The sequence below is a fragment of the Clostridium beijerinckii HUN142 genome, from assembly GCF_000621745.1.
Taxonomy (GTDB): Bacteria; Bacillota; Clostridia; order Clostridiales; family Clostridiaceae; genus Clostridium; species Clostridium beijerinckii_A.
Genome location: NZ_KK211338.1, coordinates 37,858 through 54,674, shown reverse-complemented (window position 1 = coordinate 54,674; position 16,817 = coordinate 37,858). Strand labels below are relative to the sequence as shown.

Genomic DNA, 16,817 nt, shown 5'->3' with positions numbered 1-16,817 from the left:
ACATCCAACCTATACCTTTGGCTTATGGTTTATATATTTAAAAATTTATCAAATCTGTTTCTTGTATTTTCTTCACCTATAATTTGCATTATAGTATAAATGTCAGGTGAATTAGTTCTATGAGTTAGTGCTGCTCTAACTGATCCTGCAACATCCGAAATCATGCCTTTATATTGATCTGGATTTGCCTTAAATTCTTTTCTATTAGCGCAATAGCCAAGCCTAATTCCTATTTCCTTTAAGTCATCAAACCAAGCTTCTTGACTTTCTACATCAAATTTAAATTCTTTCTTGTAAGTTTCTACTACTTCTTTTGCTGCTTCTAATGTAACTCCCTTTGGAAGTTCAATTTGTTCTGCTGATTCCTTATAAAATAGTTTATCAAAGAAGTAGAAAATCTTATCTTTTACTTCATCCCATTTTGCAAAATCTTTTCTTGGCTTTGGACCTTCTTTATCTATATTGAAGATTTCTTTTGCCATGGTTTCATTTTCTATAACTAATTTATACATTTCTGCATCAAATTCTTTAGCCCATGCTGTATAGTAGTCATAAACATCAGTAGCTTTCATAGCAGCAATTCTATCTTTTGATACATCGTTTAATTTAACTAAATCAAATAATGCTCCACTCTTACCCATCTTTTCTAAATGAACTTCGAATTCATGGTAGTCAGCCTTAGGATTTTCAGCTCTCCATTCTTCATAAGTAGAGTTTACTATATTAAGTAAATATTCAATTACAGTTACTACCGGGAATCCAACTTCTTTATAGTAAGAAACAGCTGCTTCTGCATCTTTTCTCTTTGAAAGCTTTCTTTTTGATCCACCATCTTGCTTCATTATTGTTGGAATATGAGCATATCTTGGTGCTTCAAAACCTAAAACTTCAAACAACTGAACGTGTATAGGAAGTGATGATAACCATTCTTCCCCTCTTATTACATCTGTTGTTCTCATTAAATAATCATCGATTGCATGAGCAAAATGATATGTTGGAAGCCCATCCCCTTTAATAAGTACTATATCTTGATTATTTTCTGGGAATGATATATCTCCTTTTATTAAATCGTGGAATTCAACTCTCTTTTCAGGATCTCCTGGAGATTTCAATCTTATAATATATTTTTCTCCGTTTTCAATTCTCTTTATTGCTTCATCCTCAGTTATATTTCTAAATTTAGCATATTCTCCGTAATATCCTGGAGTTATTTTGTTTGCTATTTGTCTTTCTCTAAGTTCAGCCAATTCTTCTGGAGTACAGAAATCTGGGTAAGCTAAACCTTTTATAAGTAAATCTTTTGCAAATGTATTATATATTTCAGCTCTTTGGCTTTGTCTATATGGTCCATATTCACCTTTAGACGTATCCTCTCCTGTCATTCCTTCACTAAAGTCCATACCAAAGTTATGCATTGTAGCTATAGTATCTTCTATTGCACCTTCAACTTCCCTTTTTTGATCAGTATCTTCAATTCTTAAATAGAAAACACCTTCACTTTGGCTTGCTAATCTTTCATTTATTAATGCAGCAAAAACTCCACCTATATGTTGGAAGCCAGTTGGACTTGGCGCATACCTTGTAACTCTGGCACCTTCTTTAAGATTTCTCTTTGGATATTTTTCAATGTAATATTCAGGTGTATGTTCAACATTTCCAAATATTATATCTGCTAACTTTTCAAAACTCATTCTATGTATCTCTCCTTTAAATATCTTGTTTACAAGGCATTATGAGCCCCTTGTCATGGCAATTTATATAAAACCACATCAATTAAAATGTAGTTTAAAATCAAAAAAACTTATCCTTAATCTCTAATTAATTTTCACATATGTTTATCTCGCTTGACCTAATCAATTTAATATCAATCATTTAAATCAATATTTTTAATTTAAGATTCCTTGGCTTTTGCTAACTCATCAAGTTTATTCATAGTTCTCCAATTACGAACTGTCACTTGAACACCTAACCTATTAAGTTTGTTAGCGAGTTTAGAATCTCTAATGCTGTTATGAAATAATAGAAAAACTTCCTGCCCTATAACTTTATATTCATCATTTTGGCTCTTAAAAGGCTCCAGCTTCATAATATTTTCTTCTAAAGGAATATCACTTAATATACCTACGTATAAACTTTCTGATTTTGATGTAGATTGTGCTTCTAGTATTTCTTTTTCGGAAAATGGACAATTCTTTATAATTTGCTCTATTTCTTTATTTGTTCTTAAAATAACATCAACTGAAAATCCAAAAGTTTTCTCAATCTCATGTTTGATTTTTTCTAGTAAAATCATTTTTTCTTCGCTTGATTTAAATAAAACATTACCGCTTTGAATGTAAGTTTCAACTTCATTTAGCCCAATTAATTCCAATATTCTTTTTAAGTCATTCATCTTAATAATATTCTTACCACCCACATTAATGCCTCTTAGCAACGCTATATAAATAGTCATTAAAGTTCCTCCCTGCTCTCCTCTGTTAGCTGCAAAATGATTTAATTATATTTTATAATTAATCACATTATAGGTTTTTATAAATATAAAAAACCCTTCATCCTAAAAACATTAGGACGAAAGGCTGACTTCCGCGTTACCACCTAAATTGATTAAATTTTATTTATAAAATAGACTCTAAAAATACGATATCTCTATTGCATTAGATAAAATTTCATATTCTAAAATTAATCCACTCAATTATCTTTAAGGGAATAACCCCATAAATATACTACGCCAAAAGGCTTTCCATTTATTACTCCAAAGCTTCCTTCAATAGTTTTAAATTCTAGGATTGCACCTTCCCTAGATCTCTTAAAGTTAAAATACTACTTACTCTTCTTCTTCAACGTACTTAAGCATCTTCAATTATATTTTTAATTATAGTATTTACAAAATACAAATCAATTATACATTTTGAAAATGCTAATGTAAAGACAATTTATATTATTATAACAAAAAATGCAATTGTCTAACTTACTGCATCCTTTTTACATTCCAGGCATTTGCGACATATTTGGCATACTATTTATTATTTCAGGATTCACCATTCCAAATATCATCGCAATATGAGCAACAACTAGAAATCCTCCAATAAGAATAAAATGTATTTTTGCTTTTTCTCTTGATGTTTTATTCTTAAAGATTAGTCCTAGCTCCATTAAAGCTATAGGTAAAAGAAAAATAACGCCGCTTAAGTAGAAACCTACTGCCAATACGTCAACCCAAGTATGCCATCCACCAGTATTTGTTAAAGGAATCACAGCATTTACTAATAGGTAAATAAATATTCCTGTAAAGTAAACCCCATCGAATATACCGACAACCTTATTTAAAGTTCTTAACCCACCCTTTTGTACATTGTTGAAAATAATAAAAAATTCAGTAATTGTAAGTGTTTCTGCACAGATAACTGGTATTGCCATGAAAATAATTAAATTCCAAGGTTGATTATCTGCTAATAGTGACATGTAATGTGTCATATTCATAATTTTTTCCTCCACATAATTTATCTAACTTTCATAACCTATATTACGAAATTAATATGAAGATTTTATGAAGATACCTGAAACAAATTTATAGAAATGTAGAATTCTAAATAGTTTCAGCATATAATATCTAAAGTAATTAATTAAAGTGATAAGATGAGATACATTTTAGATGTTAAAGAGTGTAAATTTTTAGGAAAGGGTAAGGAAGGTGCTGTTTATTTAACTCCAGAAGGATATGCCTTAAAAATATTTTATAATAAAAAGAAGGCTCAAAACGAAGCTGACCTTCTTGAAAAAGTTAACGAAAGCAGGTTCTTTCCAAAAGTGTTGTTTATTGCTAACAATATGATTTTAAGAGATTATGTTGAAGGCGACAATCTAAGTTCTTATATAAAAAACAATGGATTATCTTTTAATCTATCCACTGAAATAGTAAATCTTGTAGAAGAATTTAAAACTTTAAAGTTCACAAGACTTGATATAAGAGATGCTCATATATTCGTTAACAAAAATGAGCAAATTCAAGTTATAGATCCAAGAAAGGTTTTTGTTAAAAAAACTCCCTATCCTAAGGAGATTATTAAAGTTTTAGTAAAGTTAAATGTTTTTGAGGATTTCTTAAAGCATGTTCTAAGTTATAAACCTAAACTTATTAAATACTGGATTGATGGATATAATTACTTTAAATATACGTCTAAAAAAGTAATACACATTAATATGTTTGCTTCTTAAAATCTTAATTTGAATAAACCTCCCGATAATTCTATTAAGTATATTATAGCTCGAAATTTATTCGTTTTATAATATACTTAATTTCTGACTTTAATTTAAATTCCTAACTTTTTTTCTTTTAATATATACTATAATCACTATTCCTAATAACATTCCAACAATACTTATTAGTTGTGCAATTCTTATATTACCAAGCATTAGGCTATCTGTTCTTAGACCTTCTATAAATACTCTTCCTAAAGAATACAAAGCTATATAACTTGCTGCAACAATTCCATCCTCATTATTTTTCTTTCTATAAAGAATTACTAATAGCGCAAGACAAACCAGAAGGTTCCAAATTGACTCATATAAAAATGTTGGATTATAGTAACTACCTTCAATATACATGCCTCTTTGTATAAAACTTGGGAAATGACTTATAAATGAATATGAAACATTTCCACCATGTGCTTCCCCATTCATAAAATTCCCCCATCTTCCAATTGCTTGAGCCAAAATAATTGATGGTACTGCTAAATCTAAGTATTTTAACATATTTAATTTCTTTATTTTAAAGAATATGTAGGTAGCTATAAGACCACCAATTAATCCTCCATGAATAGCTAAGCCGCCTTTTCTAATATTAAAAATATCTATCAAATTGTTTTTATAATTTTCAAACTCAAATATTACATAATATGCTCTTGCACCAATAATTGCAGTAGGAAAGGCAATAAAAAAGCAGTCTAATATTATGTCAAAGTCTATTCCTTTCTTTTTACAATTATAGTTTGCTAATAATATGGCTGCTATTACCCCAAGGGCTATTAATATGCCATACCACCTAATTTCATAGCTTCCAATTTGAAATGCTACTGGATTCATAAAACACCGCCTCTTCTCTTAAATTTATATATGTTCTAAAAATCTAATTCATCAAAGCTCCCTTAAACCATCACATAATATTATGAGTTAAATAATTTCATAAAGAATAAATTTTATTATTTAGAACTTATATATTATAGCATTTATTTGAATATATAATTGTAAAATTTATGTTACTATAAAATTAATGCATACCTAGCAATTCTTAAAAGTGTTAGGTATGCATTCTTTATATTTTTCTTTATCTTCTTCCACCAAATTATCTATCATATGTTCAAGTCCAAGCTTCCAAAGATTCCTTTTAATACTTCATATCTATCCTGATTATTTTCACTACCATTGCACATAAATTTTATGTATATAGATCAAATTTAGATTTTTAAAATTTAAGAAACATTAAACCTCAATCTTCGCTATTGAAGTTTTCACTGATACACCATCAATACGGTCAAGCTGCTCTGTAAAATCATTTATTGTTTCTTCTGATTCCCCTGTAAGAGCTATAGATATAACTGATAACTCATCAGCAAAAGGTATCCCCATCCTTCCTTTTATACTTCCTCTAAATGATGCTACTACATCATTAAATTCATCTTGTACTTCCTTTGGGTGTTCTAATATTGCACTCACTACTCCTATTTTAGACATTTTCATTCCTCCATTGATTTTATGTAAAAAACAAGATCTTCCTTTTTATGAAGATCTTTTTTTCATCAATGTATAGTTTATCTATTTTTTTTTAACTTATTCATTATTCATATTATTTTATTCCAACTTATTTTTAATTAACGTATTGCCATCTCTAGAAATGATTCCTTTAGAATATGATTGAACCAATTCCCCTTTATATTTTATGTTTTTATTACTTGTCAATTCTAATACACTATTATCTGATTTACTATTAACATAAACTTTACCCGTGTAATCAATTATTATATCATTTCTGTCAGTGGGTTTTGCAAGTTTTAATTGATTCCATTTCCTCTGACTATCAGATAACACGCTGTAATATATATTCTTAATTTTGTTGTCTGCTACTTCTCCAAAATACACATTATCATTAACATCAGCTCCCAATATTTTTGCACTTTTAACATTAGGTATTGATACGCTTCCTTTTGTATTTAATATAGTTATATTGCTATTTTCCTCCATTATCGCATTAGTACTAGTTGTTGGCACTACAACATTTCCTATAACTTTTTCACTTTTAACCTTCTTCAACTGATTCATTACGTTTGCGTAATACAAATCACATTTTCCACTACTCTTCTTCACTTCTATATATAAACTATGAGTCAATGTTGAAAACACAACATTATTAATTTCATCCTTTGTACTCTCAAGCTTAATTCTAACCTTTTTAAAATCAAAGTCCGCAAGATTCCTTGATTCTCCTTTTTTAGCATCAAAAGATATAGGCTCAAAATAGTACGCACCTTTTTCCTTTATCTTTTGAATTATTATCATATTATCTTCACTATTAAGCCATCTATAGAATACAATTTCTGATCCACTATCTGTATCACATACTTTTTCCTTATCATCATTGCTATCTAATGTTTTAAGCTTACTGTCTTCTATATATGATACATATCTTGCATCTGAAGATACTTTAATTTCACTTACTCCCTTTTTTATATTAATCTCTGTTTTCTTATCAGCAACATTATCCTCATCTTTAACTTCTTCAGCTTTTATATTGAGATCAGATGCCAAATATACTTTATCAAAATATAAAAATATGCATTGCTGTAATATTAGAGCAAGCGCACACCATGCTAATCTTCTTTTAATATTTCTCATCACTTATCCTCCTTTTACTGTTCTACATAAAATGCTGTAGCAACGGTTCTTTCACCATCCCAAGCATTAGGAGAATTTATAACATTTCCTTTATAATACATAGTTGAAGAATATCCTCCATCAAGAGCACCTGCATTAACAGCACCTCTTTCCATCATTATCTCTTGAACATCATATAAACTTGCTCCTGGTGATGTTATCTTTCTGCCATCTATAACTAATAGAATTATAGTTCCATCTTGTTTCTGACCAACTGCAGTTCTAGGATTAAGCCCATCTTCCATTTTATTTTTTACTTGTCTAATCCCATTAATTACAATATTAGGTCTTCTAAAACACATAGCTTCCTGTACATTCATCTTTTTTAAATCAGCCAAACTATGATCCCCAACTACTAGTTCTCCACTTTTTGTAAATGCAATTACATTTTCAACTTTTTTCTCATCTGCACCAGACTTTGGGTAAATAACATTTCCGCCTGATATTACAAATCCACCAGGTTCAGATCCAGTACCTGCATAAGCAGTTCCATCAGTTGATTTATCAATAAATGATCCACCATTAATAGCTGCAACAGCATTATTATCTTCCGCCATCTGACTTGTCTTTTCACCCATTTTTCCTAAAAACTTAGTCATTGCAACCTTCATTTTTAATGGATTCTTCACTTCTAACACATATCCATCAAATCTCTGAGTATGTATATCATATCTATTTATTTCATTTCCAACTTTATATTTAACATTTATTTTTTTCATATCTTGAAAAACTTCTTGACTATCGCTCTCTTCATCTATTCCAAGAAGTTTATTTAAAGCTGATTGTGGAATTATATCATTTATTAAATATGCATGCCTTGTTGCTAGGACTGTTGATATAAATGTTTTTCTCGTATTATCATATGGTCCAAAGAACAATACCAATGGCGTTGTTATAGCTAAAAAGATAAACATATCCAATAATCCCTTTAAAAGTACTCTCGAATTAGATTTTCTTTTCTTTCTTTTGTGCGTTTTTTTTCTTGGCTTATGGTTTGTTTGTTTATCCATATATTCCTCCGAAATCTATATTTATTTAATATCTTCATTATTTCCTATTATATAGGAAATAATCCCCTAAGAGGTTACAAAAAAATTAAGAATTCCATATTTATACAATTCACTTTTATTTTTCTAAGTCTTTCCTTTTTAGAATAGACAGGGAGAATTCTAAAAATAGACTTCATCTTCTATTTTAAAATCCTCCCCAATTCTAAACTAAGTTTTTAAGCCATATTCTTTGCTTATATCTCCTAAACCCAAGTACAAATTTGTATACTTCTTCAAATGTAACCATTGCATATACGAAATATATCTGAAGCTCAAGTAACATTCCACCTAAATATGCAAACGGTATGCCAACTAACCATACTCCAGTAATATCTAACATTAATGCAGCTTTAGTGTCGCCACCACTTCTAAGTATACCCACAATATTTACCCAATTAAATATCTTAAATGGTAAATAGCATGAAAAAACTATTAGACATCTGCTAATATCTACTGCTACACTTTCAGTTACATTAAACAACATAATTATTGGACTTCTAATAAACAAGCATGTTGCAGACATTATTAAAGCAAAAATAAACTGTAGTATTATAAAATACTTTGCATGACTTTCTGCATCATCCAATTTATTTGCTCCTAGTTCATTCCCCAATATAACTGCAGTTGCTGCACTTATGCCCTGAAATACGACTGTCATTATTTGTTCAACAGTTTGGGTTATTGTGATTGCTGCAACAGCTCCATCTCCCATTCTACCGTATACTAAAGAATACATTGTTACCCCTAGTCCCCACATAAATTCATTAATTATAACTGGAGATACGGTTGAGGCATATAATTTTGTAAAACTCTTATTAAACGATATGAGTTCTTTAAATTTCGCAGCTGCGGGGCCTTTTTCATAATATACTATAGCTAAAATACATGTGCATTCAATTGTTCTAGCTATTATAGTTGCAATAGCTTCTCCTTGCACCCCAAGAGCTGGTACCCCAAAGTGTCCAAATATTAAAGTATAATTTAGCATTACTTTAATACAAATAGAAAACACTGTTATGAAAACAGGAGCTTTTACTTGATTTACGCCTCTTAAAAGTGCCACATAAACATTTGTGACTGCGGTTAAAGGATAACTAATTGCGGCTATAGCTAAATACGATGCGCCTATTTTTATCGTATTTTCATTTGGTGTAAAAATACTCATAACTATTTCAGGACATATTAAGCTCGGTATTACAAAAATAATTGATCCAACTAAACCAATAATCAGAGACATACCTAATACTCTTCTTATATTACTTATATCATTTTTGCCAAAATATTGAGCAGTTAAAATCGAAGACCCACTAACAACACCAAATAATAGTAATGTAAAAACAAAGAATACTTTATTTGCAAGGCCAACTGCTGCAATTGAACTTTGACCTAAACTTCCAATCATTACAGTATCCACAAGATTCAAGCTTGTATTCAACAGGGCTTGCAATGTTATTGGTACTGTAATAGATATAGCTTTTCGTATAAACTTCTTATCGTCCAAAATACTTTTTAAAGTCTTAGTAATTATCATATTTAGTACCTCATTATCTGCGCTTTCTTAATATCAAATTCTATTTTACTTTAGTTTACTCAACTGCGTCTACCATATATTTAATATTTTTTAAGATTTTATGGGTATATACAATGAAATATAATATAATATTATCTTCTTAAAAAAGCAATATGATTAAAAATTATCACTAACTTGTACTAATTTAAATCAAAAATTTCTACTAAGCTTTACTCTTTGCGATTTTTTCTAAGTTAAAAGGATTTTGGGCGTGCTTAATAAGTTCCTAATTGTGCTTCGCACTCTTTTCATATGTGAATTGATCTTATTTGCGCTTTTTTTAAGGTAAGTTCTTTCTTTAGCTTAAATGATCTTGGTTGCGCTTCGCGCTTTTTTCTAAGGTGCGTACTTTTTTATTAGTTGTTGTTATTATACATTAATGACATTTTTTTATTGATTATATGTTTTTGGTTGCGCTTCGCGCTTTTTTCTAAGGTGTATATCTTTTATATTTTTAATCTGGTATAATGATGTAATGTTTAAATTAATTATATATGTGTCATAATATATACAAAACCTTGAAAAATAACTTATTTTGTGCTATTTTTCAAATGAGATTGTCATTCACATATATTACTAAACATTAAATCATGAAAGAGGTGCTTAACCATAAATACAAATTATAAAACTCAAGAAAATAAATATACTGAAAAAGGTAATCTTACTGAAATTACTGTCTTAAAGAAAGATGGAAGTGAACTAGTTTGCAAGATAGACACATTCGATGCTAATAGAGTTAAAGAAGCCGGAATTTGGTTTGCTGAATGGCATAAAGATTTTAATAATTATCTTGTTCAAACTTTAGAATCTACTAAAGTTAACGGAAAGACAGTTTCTACTAAGAAATCAATTCAATCTGTTATTTTAGATGTTGATCCAAAAGCTCCAATAAAACACTTAAACGGAAATACTCTAGATAACAGAAAAGAAAATTTAGAATTATATAATAGAAGTTCAAAAAATGATTGTACTAAAATTGATCATGATACAATGGGTATAATTTTAAGAGATAAATTTGGAAACCATAAGGATACTGCTTTAATTTCAATGGAAGATGTAAATAAAGTAGTAAAAGACGGGTACAACTGGGTTCTTTACAAAAAAGGTTCTGAATCTATGGTTGTAGCTAATACTTCTGAGGGTAGAATTCGTTTAGACAGATTGATTATGAATCCAGACGAAACAATGAAAGTACATCACATAAATTTAAATCCTTTAGATAATAGAAGAAAAAATTTAGAAAATCAGCCTATTTAATTACTTTATTAGTTCTCTTGCTAGAATTTAAAAATTATTTTATCATTTCTCTCATATATATAAGTATAATTTAATTTCGATATAACTAATTAACATTTTTTTCAAAAAATAGTATTTTTATTTATGTCAATTGGGTGTAAACTATTAAGTGAGAGAATTTTTGTATGACTAATATGAGGTGATTAATTTGACTAACTTTAAAATACTTTTTGATGATATAACAAAAATCAAATTTGACGCTATTGTAAATGCTGCGAATGCATCATTACTTGGTGGCGGAGGAGTTGATGGTGCTATTCATAAAGCCTGTGGGGAAAAATTATTGGATGAATGCAGACAGTTAAACGGCTGTTTGACTGGTAGATCTAAATTGACGAGATCTTATAACTTGAGTGATCATGGTGTACATTGGGTAATACATACTGTAGGGCCCATTTACCGAAATAACGGTTCAGAAGAAAAATATTTAAGAAATGCTTATCGTTCTGTCTTTGAGATAGCAGCTAATTACTCCGGATTTTATTCAAAGCAGTGTAATGAAATTCTAAATAAAAATCTTTATCGTTTTAATACAGATAAACAAAAGGACTTTATAGTAAAAGAACTCGATGATTATATTAATGAACATCCAATTAAAACTATTGCTTTACCATCTATAAGCACAGGTGCCTATTCCTATCCATTAAACGAAGCTTGCAATATAGCATTAGATGAAATTTTATCGTTTATAAACAGTTCTCCAGATACCTTTGATGAAATTGCAATGGTTTGCTTAGATGAGAAAACCTATAATATGTACAAATCTTTGTATGAAGAAAGATTGCAAAAATAAAAGAGAAGATAATAACTTATCTTCTCTTTTACTTTGCTTAATTAAGCAGAATTATCACTAATTATTCAGTTAAAAATATGTGTATATTATATCTTATGATATTATGCAAAATATCTATCTAATAATCCTTTAAATGCTTTTCCATGTCTAGCTTCATCTTTGCACATTTCATGAACTGTATCATGTATTGCATCTAAGTTTAATTTCTTAGCAAGTGTTGCTAAATCCTTTTTACCTTGACATGCACCATGTTCAGCATCAACTCTAGCTTGTAAATTAGCTTTTGTATCTGCTACTACTACTTCACCAAGTAATTCAGCGAATTTAGAAGCATGTTCTGCTTCTTCAAATGCTATTCTTTTATAAGCTTCTGCAACTTCTGGATACCCTTCTCTATCAGCTTGTCTTGACATAGCTAAGTACATTCCAACTTCTGTACATTCTCCAACAAAGTTTGCTTGTAATCCATTAATTACTTCTTTATCAACACCTTTAGCAACTCCGATTATATGTTCATCTGCAAAAGCTAATTCTCCGCTTTGCTCAACAAATTTTTCTGCTCCTACTCCACACACTGGACATTTTTCTGGAGCTTTTTCTCCTTCATAAATATAACCACACACTGTACAAACGAATTTTTTCATAATCTCTTCCTCCTAAAATTTTAATTTATTATTTTATTTATATCATTTAATTTTTATCTTTTGTTTTCTACATTTGTTATTATATAATAATTATTATCCGTTGTAAAGAGTTTTTTATAAATATTTCAATTTTTCCATGAAATACTTATTGTTTATTGGTAAACTCCTATTAATCCTCTTTTAGCCACGATAACATTATATTGGACTTTGTAATAAAAAATTCCTATAAATCTAAATTAAATTTATTCCAAACCTTTCTTCTATAATAAATAAAAAAGATTATTAATTAAGCGTCTCACTATTATTTTTTTATAACGAATTAATCCTAATTCAGCTCTTAGATCACTGGAATTGTAAATGTAACCTTATTATTGCTCTAAATATATCTTGTGAGCAATATACTATCGTATAAATGTTAATATTATCTGAAAATTTTATTATGTATGTATGAACTTTATTGTTTATATGGCTAAATTTACTGTATAATTGATTTATATTTAATTTTATGAGGAGTGTTTTTTATTGTTTGGATATGTTACTCCATTAAAGGCAGAAATGAAAGTAAAGGATTTTGCCAGATTTAAATGTTATTACTGCGGATTATGTTGCCATATAAAAAAAGAATTTGGTAATATACCAAGAATGTCTTTAAATTATGATATGACTTTTCTAGGTTTACTATTAGATGCATTAAATCCAGATGAACTAGAAATTTCTCATCACAGGTGTTCTCTTCATCCTACTGAAAAAAAAATAGTAATAGCTAATAATAAAGCGTTGTCTTATGCATCTGCTATGAATATATCCCTATTTTATTATAAACTATTAGATGATGCTCATGATGATAAAAATTATAAAAGTAAATTTTTATCACTTCTTTTATTCCCTTATAAAAGAAAATTTCCTAATTCAATAATTAAAATTAATAATAACATAATGAAATGCTTAAACAAACTTTCTACTTTAGAAAATAATAAATCATTTAATTCTATAGATGAGATATGTGATCCATTTAGCGATCTAGTTGGAGTAATTTTACGTGATTATCCTTATAAATTAATCGATGATGGATTGGATTTGAGAAATACTTTATATAAATTAGGATATTCAATAGGAAAATGGATTTATCTGATAGATGCCTTAGATGATTTAAAATCTGATATGGAAAATAAAAAATTTAATCCAATAAATTTCTTGTATAACAAAAATTCTTTAACATACGATAAATTTATGGAATCCATAAAGCCTAAAATAGAATTTACAATTTTAAATTGTGGATATAGTTGTAAAGAGCATTTAGAAAAATTAAACCTAAAAAGAAATGAAGATATATTATATAATATAATTGAATTAGGTTTAATGGATAAATATATAAGCATAATTAAAAATCCAGAAAATACAAATGAGACTAAAAGGAGAGATTTATAATGAATCCATATGAAATATTAGGCGTAAAGCCTGGTGCAAGCCAAGATGAAATAAAAAGTGCTTACAGAAAACTTATTAAACAATACCATCCTGATCAGTACGGTGATAATCCGCTAAAAAATTTAGCACAAGAAAAAATGATTGAAATTAACGAAGCTTATGAAGCTCTAACAAAAAATCCTGGAAATAATAGTTACAATTCCAGTAATACATCCAACTATAGCAACGCTTCAAATAGCTCGTATGATTTTCAAGAAATAAGGAGACTTATTCAATCTGGGAATTATGCAGCCGCTGAAAGCCGTTTAAATTCTATAAATAACAAATCTGCTGAATGGCATTATTTATACGGTGCAATAATGCTTAACAAAGGCTGGTTTGATTCAGCACTTGATCATATGACTACAGCCGTTAATATGGATCCAAATAATTTTGAATATAGGCAAGGCTTAAATTCTTTAAGACAAAGAGGCAATAATTACTCAAACCCTTACTATAGAACCACAAATACTAGTAATGCTGATATGTGTAATTGCTGTATAAATCTTTGGTGTCTCGATTCTTTATGTGAATGCGCTGGCGGAGATTTAATTGGTTGCTGTTAATATAAATATACCTATACCTAATGCTTTTATTTTAGAACATATACAAGTTGCATTTATTTAGTGAGGTGAATATTTTATGAAAGCAAAATATATAGCTGAAAACGGAATAACTATAGCATTAACATTAATAATACTTTACGCTGCTTCTATACTGCCAATAAGCACTTTAACAATATTAACAGTATCTTCTTGCTTAATCCCTATATCAATAATAAGAACTTCAATAAAAAATACTATCTTGGTTTATGCAGGATCAAGTATTCTTAGCTTATTTTTGGTTCCAACTAATATTGCCATTTATTATGTATCATTTTTTGGAGTTTATGGTATAGTAAAATACTTTTCAGAAAAGATTAGAAATATTCCATTGGAATTGTTTTTTAAATTGATTGCATTTAATGCTTTACTTTCAGTAATTTATTTTATTTCCACTAATTTTTTAGGCAATCTTACTATTAACTACCCTTTGTATATGATATGGATTGCTGGTCAAATTGTATTTTTGATTTACGACTACGCATTGACTATTATAATAAGTTTCTATTTGAAACGAATACATACTAATCTATAGATGAATTAAGGGTATAAGAAACAAATCATATTTATTTCTTATACCCTTAATATATATTGGCATATATTTTTTAATGTCATCAGTTTAACTAATATCATCTCAATTACTTTCATGATTAATCAATTTATATTTCAGCTATTTTATAATAACTTAAACTTTTTTATTATATGTTTCAATAATAAATTTACATTTAAAATTCTAGTGAGATAAGTACTTAGTTAAGATAAAATGTAGAAATTCAATTTCAACATATATACTATTCATATATTAATATATTTTATAATCAAGTTATTTAGAAATTCTACTGTTCTTATAGGTGCTTTTCCTATAGACGTTTCCCCTGCCAGAAGAAATCCAGTAGCTCCAACTTTTATGAAGTTATATATACTCTCCACTTCTGAAATCGATGGCATTTTTCCGTTTTTCATGCTATTAAAGATATGCGTAGCTATAATTATATCCTTATCTTTCTCTTTCACAACTTCTTTTATTATTTTTTCTTCATAAATAGGAGTATCTTCTATGGATGTTTCTGGAATCAAATCACCTCTCCCTATCACAATTCCATCTGCTTCACTCAAAATGCTTTTTATATTATTAACTCCATTTAATGTTTCTATTTTAGCCCAAATTCTAGGCTTAAATTCATTTGATTTACTATTATCTAGAAATAATTTAACATCTTCAATATCGCTCCTATCCTCAACAAATGATTGACATATTATATCTACTTTATTGTTAATTCCCCAATTTATTGCATCCTTGTCATTTTCATTTAGTGGCAAATCTTTTCTCTCAAGATTCTTTATATTGCACCCTTTCCATTTTCTAATAATTCCTCCCCTAATTGTAATTGCCTTTATCAATCCATCCACTTTATCTATGATATCAAAAGTCATCGTATTATCCTTTATTCCTATTTGCTTATAGTCTTTTTCATTTAAGATTTTATTTTTTATATTTAATGGGATAACTTTCATTTTATTTTTACTGCTATTCTTCATCATTTCAATATATTTGTCTTCTCCACAAAAGTAAATTACTTCTCCATTATAAACTTTAAATATATATTGAAATTTACCAGAAACTCTAACCTTAGTTCCTGAAAGATCTAGTATTACCTGGATATCACTCTTTATATCTTTCGCCATTTTTAAAAATTCTAAAAATTCTACTGCACTTCCGTGTATAAAGTTAAATCGCAAAGCATTTACTCCACTCTCTATTATACCTTTAAGTATAGCCCTATCCTTTACATTAGGTCCTACCGTTCCTATTATATACATAAACTTATCTCCCAAATTATCTCTACTGTTTATTCATATTATAGAATCTTCTTAATTATCACTTATTGGCTCAATTGAAAAGTTCTAAAAAATAACATAAAGAATAAATTTAATAGTATATAACGTATTTTTAGGAGGTATACTTTTGAAAAAATTAACTTTTACTTTCACAATTTTATTTCTATGCTTCACTTTGAGCAGCTGTGCTCTTCAAAGTCCTAAATACATAAACTTTTCAGTAAAACCAAGTAATCATTATTATATTGATGAAATTAAAGCTAAGATCTTAAATAATCAAAACTTCACGCTTTATGTATTTGATACTAATCTATATAAGGAAATAGAGGTTCCGAGTGAAGAAAATCCTATAATTGAAGATTTTGTTTCAGCCTTAACAACTGCCAACTATTCTGACGAATCAGTTGATACAAAGGAACCCTTCAGAATAAAAATACTTTTTGAAGATAATAGTCAATATCTGTTCAAAATTTTTAATGATTCAACTATATCAGTTTCACCATGGGATGGAAATTATAATGAAGATATTATATCGATTAAAGATCTACCGCTAAGATACAATCCATTCGATTTTTGTAATCATATAGCTAATAAACCTTTATCAAAATAGATATTTTTATACCAAATCAA

Annotated in this window: 17 protein-coding genes and 1 other annotated feature; of the genes, 7 read left to right on the top strand and 10 right to left on the bottom strand. The window is 28.4% G+C overall.

The features are described 5' to 3' along the window. Positions 1-29: 29 nt before the first annotated feature. The 3 genes from gltX to T483_RS0125645 form a co-directional block, all read right to left on the bottom strand. Positions 30-1,691, bottom strand: a complete 1,662-nt coding sequence (gene gltX, locus T483_RS0125655) for a glutamate--tRNA ligase (protein WP_026889405.1) — start codon at positions 1,689-1,691, stop codon at positions 30-32. A gap of 200 nt (positions 1,692-1,891) precedes the next feature. Further along, positions 1,892-2,452: a DUF1697 domain-containing protein gene (locus tag T483_RS0125650; protein ID WP_026889404.1), complete on the bottom strand. Its 561-nt coding sequence runs from the start codon at positions 2,450-2,452 to the stop codon at positions 1,892-1,894. 109 nt (positions 2,453-2,561) lie between these two features. Then, positions 2,562-2,850, bottom strand: a binding site (T-box leader). Positions 2,851-2,982: 132 nt separating this feature from the next. Beyond that, entirely contained in the window at positions 2,983-3,480 is a 498-nt protein-coding gene (locus T483_RS0125645; protein ID WP_026889403.1) for a DUF6803 family protein, read from the bottom strand. A 156-nt stretch (positions 3,481-3,636) separates the two neighbouring features. Here T483_RS0125645 and T483_RS0125640 point away from each other — a divergent pair, with 156 nt between their 5' ends. Then, positions 3,637-4,215 (top strand): serine/threonine protein kinase, encoded by a 579-nt coding sequence (locus T483_RS0125640; RefSeq protein WP_026889402.1) that lies wholly within the window; start codon positions 3,637-3,639, stop codon positions 4,213-4,215. 90 nt (positions 4,216-4,305) lie between these two features. Here T483_RS0125640 and lgt read toward each other — a convergent pair whose 3' ends face one another. The 5 genes from lgt to T483_RS0125615 all read right to left on the bottom strand — a co-directional run bounded on the left by lgt (position 4,306) and on the right by T483_RS0125615 (position 9,507). Then, positions 4,306-5,082: a prolipoprotein diacylglyceryl transferase gene (lgt, locus tag T483_RS0125635; protein ID WP_026889401.1), complete on the bottom strand. Its 777-nt coding sequence runs from the start codon at positions 5,080-5,082 to the stop codon at positions 4,306-4,308. 396 nt (positions 5,083-5,478) lie between these two features. Further along, on the bottom strand, positions 5,479-5,730 hold the full coding sequence (locus tag T483_RS0125630) for a TM1266 family iron-only hydrogenase system putative regulator (RefSeq protein WP_011968754.1): 252 nt from the start codon (positions 5,728-5,730) through the stop codon (positions 5,479-5,481). 117 nt (positions 5,731-5,847) lie between these two features. Further along, positions 5,848-6,888 carry a hypothetical protein gene (locus T483_RS0125625; protein WP_026889400.1) on the bottom strand — a complete coding sequence of 347 codons (1,041 nt, stop codon included), beginning with the start codon at positions 6,886-6,888 and terminating at the stop codon, positions 5,848-5,850. 14 nt (positions 6,889-6,902) lie between these two features. Further along, a complete protein-coding gene (locus tag T483_RS0125620) occupies positions 6,903-7,937 on the bottom strand; it encodes a phosphodiester glycosidase family protein (protein WP_011968752.1) in 1,035 nt (344 codons plus the stop codon). Between the two features lie 202 nt (positions 7,938-8,139). After that, positions 8,140-9,507, bottom strand: coding sequence for an MATE family efflux transporter (locus T483_RS0125615; RefSeq protein WP_026889399.1), 1,368 nt, complete (start codon positions 9,505-9,507; stop codon positions 8,140-8,142). Positions 9,508-10,155: 648 nt separating this feature from the next. On the opposite strand from T483_RS0125615, the gene T483_RS0125610 reads away from it, so the two are divergent. After that, on the top strand, positions 10,156-10,803 hold the full coding sequence (locus tag T483_RS0125610) for a hypothetical protein (RefSeq protein WP_026889398.1): 648 nt from the start codon (positions 10,156-10,158) through the stop codon (positions 10,801-10,803). A 187-nt stretch (positions 10,804-10,990) separates the two neighbouring features. After that, entirely contained in the window at positions 10,991-11,635 is a 645-nt protein-coding gene (locus tag T483_RS0125605) for a macro domain-containing protein (protein ID WP_026889397.1), read from the top strand. Between the two features lie 101 nt (positions 11,636-11,736). Here T483_RS0125605 and T483_RS0125600 read toward each other — a convergent pair whose 3' ends face one another. Next, positions 11,737-12,279: an NADH peroxidase gene (locus T483_RS0125600; protein ID WP_026889396.1), complete on the bottom strand. Its 543-nt coding sequence runs from the start codon at positions 12,277-12,279 to the stop codon at positions 11,737-11,739. Between the two features lie 522 nt (positions 12,280-12,801). On the opposite strand from T483_RS0125600, the gene T483_RS0125595 reads away from it, so the two are divergent. From T483_RS0125595 to T483_RS0125585, 3 genes are all read left to right on the top strand, one after another. After that, on the top strand, positions 12,802-13,707 hold the full coding sequence (locus T483_RS0125595) for a DUF5685 family protein (RefSeq protein WP_026889395.1): 906 nt from the start codon (positions 12,802-12,804) through the stop codon (positions 13,705-13,707). Further along, positions 13,707-14,312: a J domain-containing protein gene (locus T483_RS0125590; protein WP_026889394.1), complete on the top strand. Its 606-nt coding sequence runs from the start codon at positions 13,707-13,709 to the stop codon at positions 14,310-14,312. Before T483_RS0125595 ends, T483_RS0125590 begins: the two co-directional genes overlap by 1 nt. A gap of 76 nt (positions 14,313-14,388) precedes the next feature. Continuing rightward, positions 14,389-14,883: a hypothetical protein gene (locus tag T483_RS0125585; RefSeq protein ID WP_026889393.1), complete on the top strand. Its 495-nt coding sequence runs from the start codon at positions 14,389-14,391 to the stop codon at positions 14,881-14,883. A 260-nt stretch (positions 14,884-15,143) separates the two neighbouring features. Here T483_RS0125585 and T483_RS0125580 read toward each other — a convergent pair whose 3' ends face one another. Continuing rightward, on the bottom strand, positions 15,144-16,169 hold the full coding sequence (locus T483_RS0125580; RefSeq protein ID WP_026889392.1) for a pyruvate kinase: 1,026 nt from the start codon (positions 16,167-16,169) through the stop codon (positions 15,144-15,146). 145 nt (positions 16,170-16,314) lie between these two features. On the opposite strand from T483_RS0125580, the gene T483_RS0125575 reads away from it, so the two are divergent. Continuing rightward, positions 16,315-16,797: a DUF4883 family protein gene (locus tag T483_RS0125575; RefSeq protein ID WP_026889391.1), complete on the top strand. Its 483-nt coding sequence runs from the start codon at positions 16,315-16,317 to the stop codon at positions 16,795-16,797. The last annotated feature ends 20 nt before the right edge of the window (positions 16,798-16,817 follow it).